The organism is Providencia sp. PROV076, assembly GCF_028483405.1.
In the GTDB taxonomy this organism is placed as follows: domain Bacteria; phylum Pseudomonadota; class Gammaproteobacteria; order Enterobacterales; family Enterobacteriaceae; genus Providencia; species Providencia huaxiensis.
This window is the reverse complement of sequence record NZ_JAMPRR010000005.1, coordinates 177,210-197,999: the sequence shown is the minus strand read 5'-3', so window position 1 is coordinate 197,999 and position 20,790 is coordinate 177,210. Positions and strand designations below refer to the sequence as shown.

Annotated in this window: 20 protein-coding genes; 12 read left to right on the top strand and 8 right to left on the bottom strand. The window is 40.2% G+C overall.

Features of this window, described 5'->3' with window-relative positions; genetic code table 11:
• From PSF67_RS04985 to dauA, 4 genes are all read left to right on the top strand, one after another.
• Nucleotides 1-1,767 carry a bifunctional alpha/beta hydrolase/class I SAM-dependent methyltransferase gene (locus PSF67_RS04985; RefSeq protein WP_272676593.1) on the top strand — a complete coding sequence of 589 codons (1,767 nt, stop codon included), beginning with the start codon at nt 1-3 and terminating at the stop codon, nt 1,765-1,767.
• A gap of 226 nt (nt 1,768-1,993) precedes the next feature.
• The gene (locus PSF67_RS04980; RefSeq protein WP_395349645.1) at nt 1,994-3,349 is read left to right on the top strand and encodes a phosphatase PAP2/dual specificity phosphatase family protein; all 1,356 of its coding nucleotides are present in this window, start codon (nt 1,994-1,996) and stop codon (nt 3,347-3,349) included.
• Nucleotides 3,342-3,731, top strand: a complete 390-nt coding sequence (locus tag PSF67_RS04975) for a hypothetical protein (RefSeq protein ID WP_229597579.1) — start codon at nt 3,342-3,344, stop codon at nt 3,729-3,731. The genes PSF67_RS04980 and PSF67_RS04975 overlap by 8 nt, the downstream gene beginning before the upstream one ends.
• A gap of 282 nt (nt 3,732-4,013) precedes the next feature.
• A complete protein-coding gene (gene dauA, locus PSF67_RS04970; RefSeq protein WP_102140455.1) occupies nt 4,014-5,747 on the top strand; it encodes a C4-dicarboxylic acid transporter DauA in 1,734 nt (577 codons plus the stop codon).
• Nucleotides 5,748-5,796: 49 nt separating this feature from the next.
• Here dauA and PSF67_RS04965 read toward each other — a convergent pair whose 3' ends face one another.
• The 7 genes from PSF67_RS04965 to hemA are packed head-to-tail and all read right to left on the bottom strand — an operon-like array spanning nt 5,797 to nt 12,409.
• Nucleotides 5,797-6,531, bottom strand: a complete 735-nt coding sequence (locus PSF67_RS04965) for a tetratricopeptide repeat protein (RefSeq protein ID WP_166265125.1) — start codon at nt 6,529-6,531, stop codon at nt 5,797-5,799.
• Nucleotides 6,532-6,551: 20 nt separating this feature from the next.
• Nucleotides 6,552-7,454, bottom strand: coding sequence for a TIGR01212 family radical SAM protein (locus tag PSF67_RS04960; protein ID WP_102140453.1), 903 nt, complete (start codon nt 7,452-7,454; stop codon nt 6,552-6,554).
• 12 nt (nt 7,455-7,466) lie between these two features.
• Nucleotides 7,467-8,321 carry a 3-deoxy-8-phosphooctulonate synthase gene (gene kdsA / locus PSF67_RS04955; RefSeq protein WP_102140452.1) on the bottom strand — a complete coding sequence of 285 codons (855 nt, stop codon included), beginning with the start codon at nt 8,319-8,321 and terminating at the stop codon, nt 7,467-7,469.
• Between the two features lie 46 nt (nt 8,322-8,367).
• Nucleotides 8,368-9,177, bottom strand: coding sequence for an invasion regulator SirB1 (sirB1, locus tag PSF67_RS04950; protein WP_102140468.1), 810 nt, complete (start codon nt 9,175-9,177; stop codon nt 8,368-8,370).
• A gap of 22 nt (nt 9,178-9,199) precedes the next feature.
• Nucleotides 9,200-10,033, bottom strand: coding sequence for a peptide chain release factor N(5)-glutamine methyltransferase (gene prmC, locus PSF67_RS04945; RefSeq protein WP_166265131.1), 834 nt, complete (start codon nt 10,031-10,033; stop codon nt 9,200-9,202).
• On the bottom strand, nt 10,033-11,115 hold the full coding sequence (prfA, locus tag PSF67_RS04940; protein ID WP_004264135.1) for a peptide chain release factor 1: 1,083 nt from the start codon (nt 11,113-11,115) through the stop codon (nt 10,033-10,035). Before prfA ends, prmC begins: the two co-directional genes overlap by 1 nt.
• 31 nt (nt 11,116-11,146) lie before the next feature.
• A complete protein-coding gene (hemA, locus tag PSF67_RS04935) occupies nt 11,147-12,409 on the bottom strand; it encodes a glutamyl-tRNA reductase (protein ID WP_102140450.1) in 1,263 nt (420 codons plus the stop codon).
• A gap of 660 nt (nt 12,410-13,069) precedes the next feature.
• On the opposite strand from hemA, the gene lolB reads away from it, so the two are divergent.
• The 3 genes from lolB to prs are packed head-to-tail and all read left to right on the top strand — an operon-like array spanning nt 13,070 to nt 15,602.
• The gene (lolB, locus tag PSF67_RS04930) at nt 13,070-13,726 is read left to right on the top strand and encodes a lipoprotein insertase outer membrane protein LolB (protein WP_395349597.1); all 657 of its coding nucleotides are present in this window, start codon (nt 13,070-13,072) and stop codon (nt 13,724-13,726) included.
• A complete protein-coding gene (ispE, locus tag PSF67_RS04925; protein ID WP_102140467.1) occupies nt 13,723-14,598 on the top strand; it encodes a 4-(cytidine 5'-diphospho)-2-C-methyl-D-erythritol kinase in 876 nt (291 codons plus the stop codon). The genes lolB and ispE overlap by 4 nt, the downstream gene beginning before the upstream one ends.
• Before the next feature lie 56 nt (nt 14,599-14,654).
• Nucleotides 14,655-15,602 carry a ribose-phosphate diphosphokinase gene (gene prs, locus PSF67_RS04920; RefSeq protein ID WP_004910604.1) on the top strand — a complete coding sequence of 316 codons (948 nt, stop codon included), beginning with the start codon at nt 14,655-14,657 and terminating at the stop codon, nt 15,600-15,602.
• A 301-nt stretch (nt 15,603-15,903) separates the two neighbouring features.
• Here prs and ychH read toward each other — a convergent pair whose 3' ends face one another.
• Nucleotides 15,904-16,176: a stress-induced protein YchH gene (gene ychH / locus PSF67_RS04915; RefSeq protein ID WP_102140448.1), complete on the bottom strand. Its 273-nt coding sequence runs from the start codon at nt 16,174-16,176 to the stop codon at nt 15,904-15,906.
• Nucleotides 16,177-16,475: 299 nt separating this feature from the next.
• Between ychH and pth the strand changes: the two genes are divergently transcribed.
• The 5 genes from pth (at nt 16,476) to PSF67_RS04890 (ending at nt 20,756) form a co-directional block, all read left to right on the top strand.
• Entirely contained in the window at nt 16,476-17,066 is a 591-nt protein-coding gene (gene pth, locus PSF67_RS04910) for an aminoacyl-tRNA hydrolase (protein ID WP_102140447.1), read from the top strand.
• Nucleotides 17,067-17,168: 102 nt separating this feature from the next.
• Complete coding sequence (ychF, locus tag PSF67_RS04905; RefSeq protein ID WP_166265134.1) at nt 17,169-18,260, top strand: redox-regulated ATPase YchF; 1,092 nt, start codon at nt 17,169-17,171, stop codon at nt 18,258-18,260.
• 943 nt (nt 18,261-19,203) lie between these two features.
• A complete protein-coding gene (locus PSF67_RS04900; RefSeq protein WP_166265137.1) occupies nt 19,204-19,542 on the top strand; it encodes a helix-turn-helix domain-containing protein in 339 nt (112 codons plus the stop codon).
• 76 nt (nt 19,543-19,618) lie between these two features.
• Nucleotides 19,619-20,152 (top strand): fimbrial protein, encoded by a 534-nt coding sequence (locus tag PSF67_RS04895; protein WP_166265140.1) that lies wholly within the window; start codon nt 19,619-19,621, stop codon nt 20,150-20,152.
• A 73-nt stretch (nt 20,153-20,225) separates the two neighbouring features.
• Nucleotides 20,226-20,756 (top strand): fimbrial protein, encoded by a 531-nt coding sequence (locus PSF67_RS04890; protein ID WP_272676592.1) that lies wholly within the window; start codon nt 20,226-20,228, stop codon nt 20,754-20,756.
• Nucleotides 20,757-20,790: the final 34 nt, after the last annotated feature.

The window sequence follows — 20,790 nt, the reverse complement described above, 5'->3', positions numbered from 1 at the left end:
ATGAACGTTCAAACAGATTATCTGACGCAACGTCCCGTTATTGAGTCCCAATTTACCACCAGTGACCATACTTCTCTTTTTTATCGACATTGGCCAGCAGAGGTTTCGACCAACAAAGCGGTTATTTTATTTCATCGTGGCCACGAACATTCCGGCCGTGTCGCCCATTTAGTCGATGAACTTAATCTACCTGACTATGCTATGTTTGCATGGGATGCCCGTGGACATGGCAGAAATGATGGCCCTCGAGGTTATAGCCCTTCACTCAGCACATCCATCAATGATGTCGATGAGTTTGTACGTTACATTTCCACTGAATATACTATTCCGTTAGAAAATATCATTGTTATCGGGCAAAGTGTTGGTGCCGTTCTTGTCTCCGCTTGGGTTCATGACTACGCCCCAAAAATTCGAGGGATGGTACTCGCCTCCCCTGCATTTAAAGTTAAATTGTACGTCCCATTTGCCCGAACAGGGCTTGCTTTAATGCAAAAAACGCGCGGCTTGTTCTATGTAAATTCGTATGTCAAAGCCAAGTATCTCACTCATGATGAACAACGCATTGATTCGTTTAATCGCGACCCATTGATTACTCGCCCTATTGCCGTCAATATTTTACTTGAACTGTATAAAACGGCTGATCGCATCGTTGCTGATGCGGGCGCAATTACTTTGCCCACCCAACTATTTATTTCAGGTAGCGACCACGTTGTTCACCATCGGCCTCAACATCAATTTTTTGATAAATTAAATACCCCAATAAAAGAAAAACATATATTACCCGGTTTTTATCACGACACTTTAGGAGAAAAAGATCGTCATATCCCGCTAGAGAAAATCCGTGATTTTATCGACAAATTATTCGCATTACCGCGCTACCAACATAATTATCAATATGAAGATATATGGAGTGCCAGCGCTGAAAAATATCGTTCACTCATGACTCCATTGCCTAAATGGTGCCCTAAAAATCTTGCTTATAAAATTATGAGCAAATCAATGAGTACACTAGGCAAAGCTTCTGAAGGTATTCGTATTGGTTATGACAAAGGGTTTGATTCAGGCTCAACCCTTGATTACGTATACCGCGATAAAGCCCAGGGTAAAGGCTTATTTGGCCGTGTTATTGATAGACAGTATCTCAACAGTATCGGCTGGCAAGGAATACGCCAACGTAAAGTTAACATTGAAAATATCATTCGACAGGCTATTCGTGACCTCACTGATAAAGGGACACCTGTGCGAATTATGGATATTGCCGCAGGCCAAGGCCGTTACATTTTTGACGCAATCAATGACTATGGCAAAGTCGAATCTGTCCTACTAAGAGACTATAGCCCTGTCAACGTTGAACAAGGCCGCCTACACATCAAACAGCGTTACCTTGAAGACAAAATTCAATTCACTGAAGGCAATGCTTTTGACGCTGATGATTTAGCTGCCGTTTCACCATCACCAACGATTGGTATCGTTAGTGGCTTATATGAACTGTTCCCCAGTAATGAAATGATAAAGGCGTCATTAAATGGGCTTTCTCGGGCAATTCCATCTGGTGGGCTATTAATTTATACCTGCCAACCATGGCACCCCCAAGTTGAGATGATTGCCCGTGTACTACCAAGCCACCAAGGTGGTCAAGCATGGGTTATGCGTTGCCGCAGCCAAGGTGAAATGGATAGCTTAGTTGAAGAAGCGGGCTTTGAAAAATTGAATCAATCTATTGATAACTGGGGGATATTCAGCGCATCTATAGCCAGACGACGTTAATGCATTCAACATACTATGTAATTAGCAACGAATGATTGGCAGTAAATAATTAGTTGTTAATGATTGATGGTGAACCATTGCCATCAATCACTAATTTTAACCATCGCTAATACCCGTTGTTTATTGCGAGTAAAGCACCTATGCTGCTTAATACTCTCTGTTTTTCCAGTTATTTTTTGATATCACCACCAGTTTGTTGCTATTTAAAGGAATAGAATAAAGGATGATGATTACAACCCGCGAGCCCCAAGAGACTATACCTCGACACAAAATAATATTGTCTGGTTTGCTATGGTTAGTTTTTTTAGCCCCTTTTTTCTTCTTAACTTATGGCCAAGTTAATACGTATACTGCAACGTTAGACCAGGTTCCGTCTGTCGTTTTTTCTTGGGAAACACATATTCCATTTCTTCCTTGGACTATCATTCCCTATTGGAGTATTGACATATTCTATGGGTTATCATTATTTATTTGTACGACCCGTAAAGAGCAAACCATCCATGGCCTACGGCTTATCACAGCTTCTCTTGTTGCCTGTATTGGTTTTTTGCTATTTCCACTTAAGTTTAGTTTCCCTCGGCCAACCACTGATGGGCTATTTGGCTGGATGTTTAACAGCCTAGAACTATTTGACCTCCCTTTTAACCAAGCCCCTTCATTACATATTATTTTATTGTGGATCCTCTGGTTACGTTTTCGAGCCCATACTCCAATAAAGTGGCGCTGGTTACTTCATAGCTGGTCTATTTTAATTTTAATTTCAGTGTTGACCACATGGCAGCACCATTTTATTGATGTCGTTACTGGATTTGCAGTTGGCCTATTAATTAGCTATTTGCTTCCTATACAAACTCGTTGGCAATGGCACTACACGGGGTCCCCTCGCAGTTTTAAAATGAGCAAAAACTATGGAATAGGTTCTCTTGCTTGTTTTATTCTTGCTTTTATCTTCCAAGGATTTGCTTGGGTACTATTATGGCCCGCTATCGCCCTCTTTTTTATTACCCTCGGCTATTTAGGGGCAGGCGCCAGCGTCTTTCAAAAAACACCTGAAGGAAATATTTCCCCTTCTGCTGCTATTTTATTACTACCGTACCGGCTCATTGCTTGGGGAACCTATCATTACTTCGCTAAGCACTGCGCACAACCCAGTATTGTTAATCAACATATCGTTTTGGGAGGCCGCCCACTATACGCTTTGCAAGCTCAAGCTGTTTTAGATATGACTTGCGAATGGCCTCGCAATTTTTACAGCAAAGGACTGAAATATTGTAGCCAACCGCAAATTGATTTGTTACCACTAAGCGCGGAAGATATCGAAAAGTCAGTCCATACTATGGATGAACTGATAAAACAGGGGCCGGTATACATTCATTGCAAATTAGGTTATTCACGAAGTGCGACTGTTGCTGTTGCATGGTTGGTACATCATGGCGATGCTAAAAACATAGAAGATGCCGTAACGTTAGTTGAACAAGCTCGCCCACAAGTTATTTTAAATACAGCAACGATAGAACAACTGAATGATTGGCACACCAATTACCATCTAAACCGAGTGAAAAATGAATACATTGATGAATAAACAGCAAGGTGAGGTCATCACTATTTTGACTCATAGTTGGCGTTATTTTGCTACTGGCTCTGTATTGGCACTATTTTGCCAATTCGCTTTGTTTTTCTATTCTAATTACTCTAAATATATTTTATTCGCCAATGTAATTATATTTATAATTTGCCAGTATTATATATATCGTCTCTGGTTAGATAACCATTTTTTTAAAATTATCTACACGCATAATGAAACGGAACAGTTTGATAATGCTTTGAATTGTTTATTTCCAAGCAAAATTAAACATCGTACGATGCAACAAAGGTGGTCTGGAACTAAACGCCTTTTCACACGAGCACTTGGGATAGCGCTGCTTCAATGGATAGGGCTATTGGCAGCAATAATAGCAGTTTAGTCGATTAAGTATTGACCAATTTATTATTTATAATGATTTATATTTACGATTAAAAAATAAAATGACTATTATTTATATGCACATCTAAAACAGGAACGTAACCATATAAAATATATTCTAACTATTTTTCTTTATAATATAACGTTTTTTTACTTTTGTTACTGAAAACGTTATGATAATTGTAGATTCATTGATACATAACAGATTTTTTTCAGGTTGCTAAGCGTATCCTTATAGGTACATCTTTCGTTTATTTTTCACCCTGTTATTTGGTAGGGTATAATGAGTACAAAAAAAATTAATAGGTTGCGCCCTTTTAGTGCGCTAATAGATTCTTGTTGGAAAGAAAAATATACGGCTACCCGCTTTATTAAGGATTTAATCGCGGGTATTACCGTGGGTATTATCGCTATCCCCCTCGCAATGGCTTTGGCTATCGCTAGCGGTGTTCCACCACAATATGGGCTATATACTGCGGCTATTGCAGGGATCATCATTGCAGTAACAGGTGGGTCTCGCTATAGCGTTTCTGGCCCCACGGCTGCTTTTGTGGTGATCCTCTACCCAGTCTCTCAACAATTTGGGTTGAGTGGGTTATTAGTCGCCACATTGATGTCGGGTATCATACTTCTTGCGATGGGGTTTGCTCGCTTTGGTAAGTTTATTGAATACATTCCCGTTTCTGTCACCTTAGGCTTTACTTCGGGAATTGCTATCACCATTGCCACAATGCAGATTAAAGATTTCTTTGGCTTGCAAATGGCGCATGTCCCAGAAAACTATGTTGATAAGCTAATTGCTATTGGCAATACATTCCCCACATTTCAATACAGTGACACTTTAATTGGGCTTTCAACCCTTTTGGTGCTTATCTTCTGGCCTAAACTAAAACTAAAACTTCCTGGCCATTTGCCAGCCCTTATTGTCGGGACTTTCGTCATGTGGGTGCTTTCATTATTTGGTATGGAAGTCGCAACTATCGGTTCTGAATTTAGCTATTTATTGCCTGATGGCACTGAAGGTAATGGTATTCCCCCTATTCTACCGCAATTTATTTTGCCGTGGGAACTCCCCGGAAGTGCACCAATTAACTGGGCGATGATCACCGCATTAATGCCTGCAGCATTTTCTATGGCGGTACTGGGCGCAATTGAGTCACTGTTATGTGCCGTAGTATTGGACAACATGACGGGAACCAAACACCATTCTAATAGTGAACTTATTGGCCAAGGTGTGGGGAACATTGCAGCGCCTTTTTTTGGTGGGATCACCGCAACCGCTGCAATAGCTCGCTCCGCAGCTAACGTTCGAGCAGGTGCAACATCCCCTATTTCTGCGATTATCCACTCAATACTGGTGATACTCACATTATTGGTTCTTGCACCAATGCTCTCTTATCTGCCATTAGCCGCTATGTCTGCATTATTATTGATTGTGGCTTGGAACATGAGTGCTGCAGGTAAAGTCGTTTACCTAATTAAACGTGCTCCTAAAGATGACATTATTGTATTAGTACTATGTATGTCTCTAACCGTTCTATTTGATATGGTTATTGCTATCACTGTCGGGATTGTTCTCGCATCATTATTGTTTATGCGCCGTATTGCCAATATGACCCGTTCAACACAACTAGCAGAAACAGATGAAGAACAAAGCCGCTTAGTCGTAAGAATAAATGGCCCGTTGTTTTTCGCAGCTGCTGAACGTATCTTTGATGAGTTGCGTGTCAAAAGTGCTGGCTATAAAACTATTATTATGCAATGGGACGCAGTACCTGTATTGGATGCGGGGGGCTTAGAAGCTTTCGAAAAATTCATAGATGCCGTTCGCAAAGATACCCATATCTTAGTTTGTGATATTCCGTTCCAGCCATTAAAAACATTGGCGAGAGCAAAAGTGGCACCTATTGAAGGCGTATTGAGTTTTTATAATTCAATGGATCATGCGCTTGAAGCCGTTAAAGCTATCGAACAAGCGGGTTCTATCGACACAGAAAAGCCAATAACAACACCTTAACTTAAGTATCAAACCAAACCGCCATGTTATTTTACATGGCGGTTTAGTATCACTCGCTGAAGCAAAACATCTCATTCCCTGCACTTTTTCCTTTTTCGCAGGCTATTTCCCTTAATTTTTTTGCTTTCACTTGGTCGATGGTCACCGTACCTGTATTATCTTCAGAAAATTTAAACGCTGCCATCCACTCTGCATAGCCCGGATAAGTCATCTCATTTGCCTTATCAAACCATTGTTGTGCTTGCTTTTCGTCTTTTGCAACACCTTTGCCATCTAAGTAAATAACACCAAGCAAAATAGGCGCAATAAAATAATCTGGGTTATTTAACGCATTAACCTCATTAAGAAGTTCTATAGACTGCTGATAATCCGTTTTACCCGCAATTGGGTTTATCAATGACTCTGCTAAACTGATTTTGCCACGCGTACTGCCCATTTCAACAGCTTTCGTCGCGTACTTACGAGCATCAATCAATTCCTGTGAAAAATAACTATCACTTAATAGATTGATATCTGCCAATAATGCATAACCATCCCCATTACCATTTTTTGCAGCTTCGTTTGCCCATAAACGCGCACTATTAAGATTTTGAAGAACACCTAAACCGGAAAAATACATTTGGGCAAGCTGATACTGGGCCTGAGCATCTTTCTTGGTTGCTTTTTGGTGAGTTTGTACAAATTTCTGTTTATCTTCTGGGGTAATATCAAGTTGAGCTATCGCTTGAAAAGAAAACGTAATTAGAGACGAAACGATAATAGCTTTATAGAAAGTTGATTTCATATGTATTCTCATTGAATATATCAAAGTGCGGAGCCTTGCCCGCCCCATTTTAAGAAATATTGATATAAATTATTCATTCCCACCCAATGGTTTTCACACCAGCTCGGGGCGAGTAATGTGGGTTTTCTTGCACTGGCACTAATACGGTGATAAACAATATCAGCCGGAGTATGGCGCACCATTTCACCTGCAATTTCAGTATATTCATCGAGAGAAAGCGTTGCCAAGCGCCCTGCCCGCCAACTTTTGGCCATCACACTACCTTCGACAATATGTAAAGGGTGAAGTTTGATGCCATCAGTTCCGCACTCAAGGACTTTATCAAGTGTTTGCATATTCATTTGGGCATTTTCACCGGGTAACCCGCAAATCAAATGTGTACAAACTTTTAATCCAAGGCTGCGAGCCTTTTGTGTCGTCTGTTGGTATGCATCAAAACCATGGCCGCGATTAATACGATGTAGTGTTTTATCATGGGCACTTTGTAAACCTAACTCAAGCCATATTTCATAGCCTTGCTGTTGATACTGGCTTAGCAAGGATAATACTGACTCAGGAACACAGTCAGGGCGGGTACCTACGCATAATCCAACAATATCGGCTTGCAGTAAGGCTTCTTCATAAAGTTGTTTTAATAGGCTCACTTCGGCATAAGTGCTGGTATAGGCTTGGAAATAAGCTAAGTAACGTTTTGCGCGGGAAATTCGGGTGATCTGTTGGTGAATTTGTTCACTAATAGTTTGAGATGACTGATTTTCATCAGCAAAAGAAGCCACATTACAAAAAGTGCAGCCTCCTCGCCCAAGGGTGCCATCACGGTTTGGGCAATTAAAACCACCATGTAAGGTAATTTTATAAATCTTTTCACCATATCGGCGCTGCAAATCAGCGCCGAACATAGAAACGACTTCAGTGAGTTGCATAAACCGCCTAACTTAGCGACTCGTATCTAACTCAGGGAAGCCTTTTACAACTTCGTCGATTGCTTTCATTTGCTTTAAGAATGGTTCCAGCTTGTCTAATGGTAATGCTGATGGGCCATCGCAGCGTGCATTATCTGGGTCTGGGTGAGCTTCAAGAAATAACCCGGCTATCCCAACCGCCATTCCAGCTCTTGCCAATTCAGCAACTTGCCCACGACGACCACCAGATGCTGCACCAAACGGGTCGCGGCATTGTAGTGCATGGGTTACGTCGAAAATGACAGGACAGCCTTTTGATGCTTGAACCATGACATTAAAACCAAGCATATCAACAACTAGGTTGTCATAACCAAAGTTTGCTCCACGGTCGCAAAGAATAATTTTATCGTTGCCACCTTCGATAAATTTCTCAACGATATTTCCCATTTGTCCTGGGCTGATAAACTGAGGTTTTTTGATATTAATTACTGCGTCTGTTTTAGCCATGGCTGCAACTAAATCCGTTTGACGAGCCAAGAAAGCCGGTAATTGAATAACATCAACAACTTCGGCAACAGGAGCTGCTTGCGCAGGTTCATGAACGTCAGTAATAATTCTCACACCAAATGTTTGTTTCAACTCTTGAAAAATTTTCATTCCTTCTTCAAGACCTGGGCCACGGTAAGAGTGGATTGATGAGCGGTTTGCTTTATCAAATGATGCTTTAAAAACGTAAGGGATCCCCAGCTTTTGGGTCACAGTGACATAATGCTCACACACTTTCATCGCCATATCGCGAGATTCTAATACATTCATTCCACCAAATAACACAAACGGCAAGTCGTTCGCGACATTGATATCACCAATATTGACTACTTTCTGCTGCATACTCTTACCTTTAATATTGAAACAGGAACATTAGCCTGTATGTTAATTAATGTAATACGATTGGATGATTATCCAACGAATAAATTTGTATTTTAATCATTTCAGAAACAGGGTCTTCTGGACAGTGCTCAATAAAGTAATTGAGATCACTTAACGCCACATGATTACAGTCTAAATGTGCAAGAATTAACCCTCGGTCCCGAATTTCGTAAGGGTCTTCAGGGTCAAGAGTCAGAAGCGTTTCACAAACTCGCAGCGCTAATTCCATCTTTTTCTCTTCCATTAATGACGCTTTCAATGTGTCAAAAATTTTACGGATGACAACGCTGTTTTCTGCTACATCCAATTGGTCATGGTAAAATTCAGAAAAAGGATCAACGGTTCCTTTGAGCCATAAATTTAATGTGTGTAATGATAAAGACTCGCCATTTACAGGGTTAATTACCCATTGGCTGCCATCATTTCTTTCAGTGATAAATAATAATTGCGTAGGAAAAATAGCGGGATAAATCGCAATACCAAGGCGCTCAGCAACGTACAAAAAGATAGCACCGAGTGTCACTGGCGTACCTTGCTTAGATGACAGTACTTTGTCTAGCCATAGCATATCTGATAACAGATAAATGCCTTCAGCTGGGCCAAACGACCATTCTTGGTAAAAAAGTGAGGTCAACTGCTGAATTTTGGTTTCGTTATCAGCGGTTAAATCGATACAAGACTTGGCTGATGAGACTAAGCTGTCTAACTGAGCTTGCACTTTCATCAGCGGGAAATCATGACGGATACATTGTGAAACAGTCATGATCCCTTCACTTAAAGGGAGTTGATTAAATTCTATATTCGCTATGGTTTTCATTACATTCCCAGTGCTATGCCACTTAACCATTCCATTGACCGAGTGAAATTCGCTCTCTTCCACCATAATCAAGACAGGTCTCAATTTTGGTGTACCCATGTACTTTAAATAAATCACGCACCGCAAGACCTTGTGTCCAGCCATGCTCAAGAAGCAACCACCCTTGATTTTTCAGATATTTTCTAGACTCTTTAATGATGTAAATTAGATCGGCTAAACCTTCATCCTTAGCCACTAGAGCGGTTAAGGGCTCGAATCGCACATCACCTTCACTGAGGTGCTTATCATTTTCATCAATATAAGGTGGATTACTGATAATCATATCAAATTGTTGAATTGATAGTGAAGCAAACCAATTACTTTGTATAAATTTGACATTTGAAATATTCAAGCGCTGTTGATTTCGTTGTGCTAAAGCGACCGCGTCAGGATTAAAATCCACACCAATAAGCTGACTTTGCGGCATCTCAGACGCCAAGGCTAATGCAATTGCCCCAGTCCCAGTGCCTAAATCTAAAATGTGTTTTTTTTGCTCTGTTAACCTAGATAAGGCTTGTTCAACGATACATTCAGTATCTGGCCTAGGTATTAATGTTGCAGGTGAGACATAAAGAGGAAGGGACCAGAACTCACGTTCACCGACAATATAGGCGATAGGCTCACCTTTCTCACGGCGTTGCAAAAGTAATTCAGCTTGTTGGAATTCTTCGGCTTTGAGTTCCGTTTCACCAAATGCAAAAAGATAGGTACGACTGCGGCCTGTGACATGTTCCAGTAAAATTTCAGCATCTCGCTTCGCACTGTCACTTGCAGACAGCCGATTCGCTGCCTGCTTGACCCATTCGGTATATTGCATTATTCCTGCTCAGACAACGCAGAAAGTTGGTCTGCCTGGTATTCATTGATGATAGGTTGGATAAGTGAATCCAGTTTTCCTTCCATCACTTCATCTAAACGGTATAACGTCAAGTTGATACGGTGGTCCGTCACTCGGCCTTGTGGGAAATTATAGGTACGAATGCGGTCAGAACGGTCACCAGAACCTAATAAATTACGGCGTTCAGACGCTTCTGCAGCTTGGCGTTTATCCATTTCAGCTTGGCGAATACGCGCACCTAATACAGACATCGCTTTTGCTTTATTTTTATGCTGAGAACGCTCATCTTGGCACTCAACAACGATACCTGTCGGAATATGGGTAATACGAATTGCAGAATCGGTGGTATTAACGTGCTGCCCCCCCGCTCCTGATGAACGGAAGGTATCAATACGTAAGTCCGCAGGGCTAATTTCAGGTAATTCAGCTTCCGGTAGCTCAGGCAAAATAGCCACAGTACAAGCAGATGTATGAATACGACCTTGAGATTCAGTTTCAGGAACACGTTGAACACGATGCCCGCCCGACTCAAATTTTAAGCGACCATAAACGCTATCACCGGAAATTTTCGCGATAACTTCTTTAAAACCGCCATGTTCACCGTCACTCGTGCTCATGAGCTCAACGCGCCAACGGTTATTTTCCGCATAACGGCTGTACATACGGAATAAGTCACCCGCAAAAATTGCCGCTTCGTCTCCCCCTGCTCCCGCACGGATTTCAACGAAACAGTTATATTCATCATCAGGATCTTTCGGCAACAGCAACAATTGTAATTGCTGTTCAAGCTCTTCATTGCGCGCTTTAGCTTCTTTCAGCTCTTCTTGAGCCATTTCTTTCATTTCAGGATCGTCTAACAACATTTCAGCTGTTTCGATGTCATCCTGTACTGTGCGCCATGCGCTAAAGCATTTAGCGACATCAGATAATTGAGCATATTCTTTTGATAAAGCACGAAAACGGTCTTGATCGGCGATTACACCTGCATCAGCAAGGTGCGCTTCAATTTCTTCGTAGCGTTCTTGTAATGCTTCTAGTTTTGCGACAATAGAAGGCTTCATTCGTTATATAAGACCTATGATTAAAATGTGGTTATTGATGGTCCAGCCCTAAGCTGTCCCTAAGTAGATTTAGACGCTCGACATCCCCATTTCCTGCAGCTTGCTGCAAAGATTTAGTTGGAGCGTGAATAAGGCGGTTGGTTAATTGTTGCGATAATTGCATGATCACTTGCTCAGGATCTGTACCTTGACGGATAGCCGTCAACGCTTTTTCAGCCATGCTTGCCCGAATGGCCTCAGCTTGTTCTCTGTAATCGCGAATTGTAGACACTGCCGCTTGTGAGCGCAACCAATCCATAAAGTGGCTACTTTCTTGCTCAACAATGTATTCAGCTTCAACGGCTGCGGCTTTTCGCTGAGCAAGGTTCTGTGCGATGATAGACTCTAAATCATCCACAGTATAGAGATAAACATCTCTTAATTTTTCAACATCTTGTTCGATATCTCGGGGAACGGCAATATCGATTAATAACATCGGCTTACTACGACGTATTTTCATTGCACGCTCGACCATCCCTTTCCCTATAATGGGTAAAGGACTCGCCGTTGAACTAATGACAATATCCGCTTCTGCTAAGCGGTTATCAATATCCGATAACGAAATGACTTGTGCATTAACCTCATTGGCCAATAACTCCGCCCGTTCACGTGTTCGGTTCGCTATCATCATTTTTTGTACGCCGTGTTCACGCAAATGACGAGCCACAAGTTCAATAGTTTCCCCTGCGCCAACTAACAAAATATTTAAATGCTTAAGTGATTCAAATATTTGACGAGCAAGCGTACAAGCCGCAAATGCTACGGAAACGGCATTTGCACCAATATCGGTTTCTGTACGCACACGCTTTGCAACAGAAAACGATTTTTGGAAAAGGCGCTCAAGTTCACTCGATAACGAATGATTACCTTGTGAAAGTGCAAATGCCTTTTTTACTTGCCCTAATATTTGTGGTTCACCCAAAACTAAGGAATCCAAGCCACTCGCCACACGCATTAGGTGACTAACAGCCCGGTCGTCTTGGTGCCAATATAAACTTGGCTGTAAATCTTTTTGGGTTATACCATGAAAATCACACAACCATTTTACTAGTTGTTCTTGAGCTCGCTCTTGTGATTCAAGGCTCAAATAAAGCTCAGTTCTATTACAGGTAGACAGCACAACGCCACCATTCACTTGAGGCTGTTTGAGGAGCTCTTCAAGTGCATGGTCAATTTTTTCAGGACCAAATGTCACCCGCTCACGCAGGGCTACTGGTGCTGTTTTATGGTTGATGCCTAAGGCTAATAAGGTCATTGTGCTTTACGACTTACTCACATTGCTTACAGTGCTAATTATTTTCAGTAATGCTCGATGGGTATTCCCCACCAATTTAGCAATACTGTTATTTATATTGTTCTATTGTAGATGATCCGCGTCTCTCTTTCTACGGTTTGCATAAGCCTATCCTTCAGAAAGATGACCCACGCCAAAAAATAAACTGAAAAAACAGACGTAATAGTTATTTTACCAATCCAGCTGATCGTAATTTTATCGTTTATTTATGCTATATGAAACTGATTATCAGCCATATCATTATTTACAATGATAAATTAACTGCAATAAGATGCATAGAGGATGCAATTATTTCGCACAGAAAGCAAATGGTGACTAATGAGGTTTCCCCTGATAACGTTGCCCCCCATTAGCCAAAATCAGATTGGCCTAACACCATCTTTAGGGATCTTTAGGAAACCATTCCCCCCATCAATACACCATGTCATTTGTATACAAACAGGTTATTTGTATACAAACTGTAAATCACTTACAGATTTTTATTGGCTAGGTATATCATCGAGTACAATAGATCGAGTGTAATAGATGGCTCAGATAGCCTTAACGCGCTAAACTAAACTTTAAATGCAAGTAACTCAATAGAGACTGCTATCAGCGCCCAATACAACTTTGAGATTTGATATGCAATTAACTCAAGCTTTATCCTTTATGCACATAAATAAGCACTTTTTTCGCCTATTGCCACTTTCATGCGTCTTGCTAACCGCTTGCGTGACAACGTCACAAACAACCACTAAAGGAACTGGCTCTGCATCCGATGCTAAGTGGAAAGCACATCAACAAGAATTAAGTCAGTTACGTGACTACCAAACCCGTGGCTCCTTTGCCTATAACGGAGGAGAGACAAAAACGTACGCTAAGTTTTTCTGGCAACAATATACGCCAGAAAAATACCGTTTATTGTTAACTAATCCGTTAGGCTCCCGCGAACTTGAACTGACCGTTGAACCTGATTTAGCTCGACTAACCACTAAAGATGGCCAAACCCATATGAGTGACGTACCAAGTGAACTTATTTATCAGCTCACTGGTATGGAAATTCCAATTGATGACCTCACTGCTTGGTTAACTGGCTCACCTGGGCGTGCAACTGACTTCACCTTAGATGAAAATCATCTGCTAAAAAGTGTCACATTTGAAAGTAATGGTGAAACATGGCAACTCAACTATATTTCCTATGACAGCAAAACGGCACCTATGCTGCCGAACTACCTCGAGTTACGCCAAGGGGACAGGCTTATTAAATTAAAAATGGATAGTTGGACACTGAAGAAATGACGTTAACATGGCCTTCTCCGGCAAAATTAAATCTTTTTTTGTACATCACAGGTCAACGCCCTGATGGCTACCATGAGTTACAAACTCTATTTCAATTTGTTGATTATGGCGATGAAATCACCATGACAACACGTGATGACGACCAACTGAATTTATTGACTGAAATGCAAGGGGTTCCCCCCGAGAAAAACCTAATTTTACGGGCTGCTAAATTATTACAGTCCTATTGCCGCGAGACCTTACATCACAGTGGCCCATTAGGTGCTGATATCCGTATCCATAAAATATTACCCATGGGCGGTGGTATTGGCGGGGGCTCATCAAACGCAGCAACCACCTTAATTGCGCTTAACGAACATTGGAACACACAGGTTTCTGATGAAGTCCTTGCAGAATTAGGCGCATCATTAGGTGCAGATGTCCCTGTGTTTGTTCGTGGGCATGCCGCTTTCGCTGAAGGGGTTGGTGATATTTTAACCAAAGCTTCCCCTAAAGAGAAATGGTATCTGGTCGCTCATCCCGGAATTGAAATATCAACCCCGATGATCTTCACAGATCCACAATTAAATCGAAATTCTCCAAAACGCTCCCTAGCCGCATTATTACTGGCTCCGTACGCAAATGACTGCGAACCAATCGCAAGAAAACGTTTTCGTGAGGTTGAACAGCTTGTTTCTTGGCTGTTAGAATATGCTCCGTCTCGCCTTACAGGAACAGGCGCATGTGTTTTTTCTGAATTTGAAACACAAGCGGATGCCCTGCAGGTGTTAAATAAAGCCCCATCGTGGGTGCAAGGGTTCGTCGCTCAAGGCGTTAACGTTTCCCCACTGCACAAGTTCCGCGCTGGGATAACCCGTGTATTGCACCAATAAGCCTTGTCGCTATTGGTCAACAATATCTCTCTGGACGCAAGCCTGAGGTTTTTCTCGTGCCCGATATGAAGCTTTTTGCTGGTAACGCTACACCGGAACTAGCACAACGTGTTGCTAACCGCCTTTACACTAATCTTGGAGACGCGGCTGTTGGTCGTTTTAGCGACGGCGAAGTCAGTGTTCAAATTAATGAAAATGTTCGCGGTGGTGATATTTTTATCATTCAGTCAACTTGTGCACCAACCAATGATAACCTGATGGAACTGGTTGTTATGGTCGATGCGCTACGCCGTGCATCTGCTGGTCGTATTACCGCTGTTATCCCTTACTTCGGTTATGCAAGACAGGATCGTCGCGTACGTTCTGCCCGTGTACCAATCACCGCTAAAGTTGTTGCCGATTTTCTGTCAAGTGTAGGTGTAGACCGTGTGCTCACAGTCGATTTACACGCAGAGCAGATCCAGGGCTTCTTTGATGTTCCTGTGGATAATGTATTTGGTAGCCCTATTCTTCTGGAAGATATGTTACAGAAGAACTTGGAAAACCCAATCGTTGTATCTCCAGACATCGGCGGCGTGGTACGTGCTAGAGCTATCGCAAAACTCCTGAATGACACTGATATGGCCATTATTGACAAACGCCGCCCACGTGCGAACGTTTCTCAAGTTATGCATATCATTGGCGATGTTTCAGGTCGTGATTGCATCTTAGTGGACGATATGATTGATACCGGTGGTACTCTGTGTAAAGCAGCTGAAGCACTGAAAGAACGTGGTGCTAAACGTGTATTTGCATACGCAACACACCCGATTTTCTCAGGTAATGCTGTAGACAACATCAAAAATTCAGTCATTGATGAAGTCATTGTTTGTGACACTATCCCTCTTTCTCCTGAAATTAAGGCGCTGAGCAATGTTCGTACCTTAACGCTTTCAGGTATGTTAGCTGAAGCTATCCGTCGTATCAGCAACGAAGAGTCAATTTCAGCAATGTTTGAGCACTAATTCTCTAGTATTGGGTTTTAGCGTTCAACCGTGATGAAAAAGTCGCAATAAAAATATAAGCCCCTGCAATGTCATTTGCAGGGGCTTTATGATTGTAGAGGGTACCCCCCGTAAATACCTATTTTTATACTTTATAGCCAGCCAATTGATAATTTTCAGCATATCATGGCATAAAAATAACCATTTAAAATAACTCACAATATTCACGACAGAAGAGCAAAATTCTCATGAATTTTACTCCTCTTAATGCCTAATTATCAAACTCGTTCACCATTATCAGCAATTAATTGCTTTAGGCTATTTATGGATAACGGTGATTATCTCTACGTGAATGATAATGTTGTTTTAACTGCCAGTAACGGTCTGCAACTTTTTCACGGCCGCCGATCCTAGCACCGACTAACCATACCATCGCACCGATAAAAATACCGAATAAGGAACCATTAGTGATAAGTTCTGAAAGGCCTAAGTTAACGATATGAGAGAATAAGTTGACACCGATACTCCCGATCATCAACACCATTCCGATTCCCATGAAGACATTACCAAGAAGATGAGCGCTTTTCCGTTTCATATATACCTCCAGTACCAGTAAACTGATAAGCAAGCATGTGTAAATAAATTCGGTCATACTTTATATTTATGTAATGATTATAGTGCATTAAGTAAAATTTTTTGCGATAGACATCACAAGGAAGGAAGTTAGCAAGAATATCTGTACAAAAAGTGCTTTTTATCAAAAAATCAGTAAACCCGAATAGTTTATCTGGCAATTATAATCCCAGTGACTTTATCTATCACAATTTTGTACATCCTGCATCTCACAAGGTAAACTAGGGCATTATTTTCATAACTGATAGTGAAATCACCACCGTGAGCAAAATTAAGTTAATTGTTGGACTTGCCAATCCGGGTGCTGAATATGCACAAACGCGCCATAATGCAGGTGCATGGTATGTTGATTTACTGGCTGAGCGCCATAACCAGCCATTGAAAGAAGAAGCTAAATTTTTTGGTTATACCGCTCGCATTAATATGAACGGTAACGATATTCGCCTGCTAGTTCCAACCACATTTATGAACTTAAGTGGTAAATCTGTTGCCGCTATAGCCAATTTTTATCGCATCAATCTCGATGAAATTTTAGTCGCCCATGATGAGCTCGATTTACCACCTGGTGTGGCTAAAATGAAGTTAGGTGGCAGTAATGGCGGCCATAATGGGCTGAAAGATATTCAAAGTAAATTCGCCAATAACCCAAATTTTTATCGTTTACGCATTGGTATTGGCCATCCGGGTGATAAAAATAAAGTCGTTGGTTTTGTTTTGGGTAAACCGCCTTTATCTGAACAAAAATTAATTGATGATGCAATTGATGAAGCGGCTAGGTGTACAGATATTCTTCTAGCAGATGGTATGGACAAAGCCATCAACCGTCTGCATGGTTTTAAAGCAACCACATAAGAGTTCATTTCATCCGAATCAACTTTTTGTGTATAATCAGCGCCAATTTCTAAACATTGGGTGCAGCGCGTGGCTGCCCCTTGCTATTAAGGTGAGAAACATATGGGTTTTAAATGCGGTATCGTTGGTCTGCCTAACGTGGGTAAATCCACCCTATTTAATGCATTGACCAAAGCCGGCATCGAAGCAGCCAACTTCCCTTTCTGTACGATTGAACCAAACACGGGTGTTGTGCCAATGCCAGACCCACGTCTTGATCAATTAGCTGAGATTGTGAAGCCACAGCGTATTTTACCAACGACTATGGAGTTCGTGGATATTGCGGGCTTAGTGAAAGGTGCATCCAAAGGTGAAGGCCTAGGTAACCAATTTTTAACGAATATCCGTGAAACCGAAGCCATTGGCCATGTCGTTCGTTGTTTTGAAAACGACAATATCATTCACGTTGCAGGCCAAGTTGACCCTGCCGAAGATATTGATGTGATTAACACGGAATTAGCACTCGCAGACCTTGATACCTGTGAACGCGCTATCCATCGCGTCCAAAAACGTGCAAAAGGCGGCGACAAAGACGCAAAAGCGGAATTAGAAGCATTAGAAAAATGCCTGCCGCACTTAGAGCAAGCAGGCATGTTACGCACATTAGATTTATCTAGTGAAGATAAAGCAGCGATCCGCTATTTGAGCTTCTTAACATTAAAGCCAACGATGTACATTGCTAACGTTAATGAAGATGGCTTTGAAAATAACCCATTCTTAGATGTGGTTTATAAAATTGCTGCAGCTGAAGGTTCTGTCGTCGTGCCCGTTTGTGCAGCAATCGAGTCTGACATCGCAGAGCTTGAAGATGAAGAGCGTGATGAGTTTATGGCAGATTTAGGCATCGAGGAACCGGGACTGAACCGTGTTATTCGTGCTGGATATGAGCTATTAAACTTACAAACTTACTTTACTGCGGGCGTTAAAGAAGTTCGTGCATGGACTATCCCTGTTGGCGCTACGGCTCCACAAGCTGCAGGTAAGATCCACACAGACTTCGAAAAAGGCTTCATTCGCGCGCAAACTATCGCATTTGATGATTTTATCCAATACCGTGGTGAGCAAGGCGCAAAAGAAGCAGGCAAAATGCGCGCTGAAGGTAAAGATTATATCGTTAAAGACGGCGATGTACTCAACTTCTTGTTTAATGTGTAGCCTATATTTTAGATTTACACCCAACTAAAAAATATCATTAATCAAAAAACAGCATAATATTTAATTTATAAATATAATACTATGCTGTTTTCTCTCCTGTTATATCATAAAAACTCACTATTGGTTCTCCTTCTCTTTCTAAATAAATAGAATCTAGCTTACTTTCATAACAATTTGAATTTACAGGCTAACAAAACCAAGTTAAAAAATATCAGACTAGTGACCGCCCTAAGTCATATCTTAAAATAAAACATTATGGTAAAAAACGACACATATCCGTACTTGTTTACTACTCTGCAGTAACTCTCTAACTAGATATGAAGTAAGCGAGAAGAGCCCATAACAAAAAATTTAAGCAGATAGAACCCTATAGTGTCTCGGCTATGGAGGTATAAATATTTAGATAAGTAAGGCTATTGATGTAATGAAAAGAAATCACACATCATCTCTGCTAGCTACTATAATGATTTAATTGTATTTTTTTGTAGATTTTTACTCCAAATGAGAGTGTTGATTAATCATTTGATTTTATTGATTTTTTTATAAAGTCTTTCATTTTTCAAATTGCATAATCACTCCTTATGTGTGTGTTTTTGATTGAAATCAAGTTATTCTGTTACAATTTAAGAGGATTTATTAAAATTTGTTAATTTCAGATAAAAATACTTTTTTTCATGTCAAACCAAGCCTAATAAACTAACAAGCTAACTTCTAAATTTGATTTTAAAAAAATTGTTAAAAACTTTGAATGTTTATAACTTATTGTTAGATAAGTAAAACAACTGAATTGTAAAAAATGTAAATATAAGCTGTTAATTAGACTTGATTCTTTCTAGTGGTTTGATTTAAAAAAATCTACTCATTATAATTGTAAGCACTTAAGGGGAATACATAAGAGTAAAATAAATTATTGAATTATTAAACTGAGAACTTTTTATTAATTATGAGTAAAGTTAATAGAGTCATATCCAAATATGAAACACAAGATAATCTATTTTCTATTTACTGTGGATTAGTTATAAGAAAAATACGCAAAGAGAATGGTATTACAGCTTGTGACCTAGCCAAGAAAGTGAATGTTTCACAGCAACAAATGTCACGTTATGAACGTGGAATAAATAAAATTAGTATTGATATGTTATTTAATTTAAGCGTAGCACTCGACTGTCCATTTGAAAGAGTTATTAAGCTTATTATTGCAGAAGTTCAAAAATCCCCTTCGGATGATGTAATTTCTTTAAGAAATAAGATATCAGCCTCTGATACAATTTATTTTTATTAATCCATTTAAATATATTTATTTAAAAGATGCATATAAATATTTATATGTATACCTATACTTATCGTTTGAGGAAAAAATGAAAAAAATTATTTTAGCAACTATGATTTCTGGTTTAATGAGTGCATCTGCTTTAGCTGTTGATGCAGGGAGTGGTACGGTAACATTTTCTGGTTCTATTATTGACTCACCATGCTCTATTGCTCCCGGTGAAGAGAATCAAGAGGTTCCATTAGGCCAAGTATCTAATGTAACTTTAGATAATGGTGGTGAATCATCAGCGCAGCCGTTCCAGATTAAATTAGAAGGCTGTAACCTGAAAGGTGATAATCAAGTTGCTGTCACTTTCAAAGGAACTGAAGCAGGGAAAAATACAGGCTATTTACAGATTACAGGTGATGCTACTGGTGCCGCAGTGAAGATCATGAACTCATCAGGTACTCAGATTAAAGTTAACTCTAGCGCAAAACAAAATTATGTTGAAGGAAATAATACATTAAAATTCCAAGCATCATTAATTGGACTTCAGCTAGTTGATGCACAAAGCAAAGTTATTCCAGTAACACCAGGAAAATTCCAAGCAGTTACTAACTTTACATTAGCATATAATTAAATAATTTTTTTATAAAATGCTATCTCACCACGAGATTAATAAATCTCGTGGTGTATATTTTAATGGTTATAATATGATAACAAAGAAAAAAGAAACTATTTTGTCATTGTGTTTTTTCTTACTATTACCCTTTTTTAAATGTGCTTTTGCAAAGAATTCAATGGATTTGATAATGCAAGGTAGCATTATGGATACAGCGTGTAGTATTGATACTGGTTCTTATGAACAATCCATTGATATGGGTATATTGCCACTATCATTAATACAGCAAGAAGGGCAAGGACAGGCACAGGATTTTTTTATTACATTAATTGGTTGCAGGCTAACATCTTATACAGGCGAACTTTGGAAAACATTTGAAGTTTCATTTGATGGGCCTGTTAATGGGGATTTTTTTTCGGTATCGGGTTCTGCACAAGGGATAGCATTATTATTAACTGAATCGAATGGAGAATATATTTACCCAGGAAAAAAAACATTACCGAAAAGTATAAAACCTGGGAAATATATTTTGAATTATCAGTTAAAAGTTGTTTCAAATGACACACCGTTACGTGCTGGACAGTATCAGACATCAATCCGTTTTAAACTGGATTATTACTAAATAATAAATAAATTATTGCTATATTTTAGGAATG

What these genes read in the sequence shown, in the direction of transcription:
- lolB (WP_395349597.1), top strand. Translation starts at nt 13,070, where the DNA reads ATGCAATTAACTCAAGCTTTATCCTTTATGCACATAAATAAGCACTTT.
- PSF67_RS04965 (WP_166265125.1), bottom strand. Translation starts at nt 6,531, where the DNA reads ATGAAATCAACTTTCTATAAAGCTATTATCGTTTCGTCTCTAATTACG.
- hemA (WP_102140450.1), bottom strand. Translation starts at nt 12,409, where the DNA reads ATGACCTTATTAGCCTTAGGCATCAACCATAAAACAGCACCAGTAGCC.
- PSF67_RS04975 (WP_229597579.1), top strand. Translation starts at nt 3,342, where the DNA reads ATGAATAAACAGCAAGGTGAGGTCATCACTATTTTGACTCATAGTTGG.
- ychF (WP_166265134.1), top strand. Translation starts at nt 17,169, where the DNA reads ATGGGTTTTAAATGCGGTATCGTTGGTCTGCCTAACGTGGGTAAATCC.
- PSF67_RS04960 (WP_102140453.1), bottom strand. Translation starts at nt 7,454, where the DNA reads ATGCAACTCACTGAAGTCGTTTCTATGTTCGGCGCTGATTTGCAGCGC.
- prfA (WP_004264135.1), bottom strand. Translation starts at nt 11,115, where the DNA reads ATGAAGCCTTCTATTGTCGCAAAACTAGAAGCATTACAAGAACGCTAC.
- ispE (WP_102140467.1), top strand. Translation starts at nt 13,723, where the DNA reads ATGACGTTAACATGGCCTTCTCCGGCAAAATTAAATCTTTTTTTGTAC.
- PSF67_RS04890 (WP_272676592.1), top strand. Translation starts at nt 20,226, where the DNA reads ATGATAACAAAGAAAAAAGAAACTATTTTGTCATTGTGTTTTTTCTTA.
- prmC (WP_166265131.1), bottom strand. Translation starts at nt 10,033, where the DNA reads ATGCAATATACCGAATGGGTCAAGCAGGCAGCGAATCGGCTGTCTGCA.
- PSF67_RS04985 (WP_272676593.1), top strand. Translation starts at nt 1, where the DNA reads ATGAACGTTCAAACAGATTATCTGACGCAACGTCCCGTTATTGAGTCC.
- kdsA (WP_102140452.1), bottom strand. Translation starts at nt 8,321, where the DNA reads ATGCAGCAGAAAGTAGTCAATATTGGTGATATCAATGTCGCGAACGAC.
- sirB1 (WP_102140468.1), bottom strand. Translation starts at nt 9,177, where the DNA reads ATGAAAACCATAGCGAATATAGAATTTAATCAACTCCCTTTAAGTGAA.
- dauA (WP_102140455.1), top strand. Translation starts at nt 4,014, where the DNA reads ATGAGTACAAAAAAAATTAATAGGTTGCGCCCTTTTAGTGCGCTAATA.
- PSF67_RS04980 (WP_395349645.1), top strand. Translation starts at nt 1,994, where the DNA reads ATGATTACAACCCGCGAGCCCCAAGAGACTATACCTCGACACAAAATA.
- ychH (WP_102140448.1), bottom strand. Translation starts at nt 16,176, where the DNA reads ATGAAACGGAAAAGCGCTCATCTTCTTGGTAATGTCTTCATGGGAATC.
- PSF67_RS04900 (WP_166265137.1), top strand. Translation starts at nt 19,204, where the DNA reads ATGAGTAAAGTTAATAGAGTCATATCCAAATATGAAACACAAGATAAT.
- PSF67_RS04895 (WP_166265140.1), top strand. Translation starts at nt 19,619, where the DNA reads ATGAAAAAAATTATTTTAGCAACTATGATTTCTGGTTTAATGAGTGCA.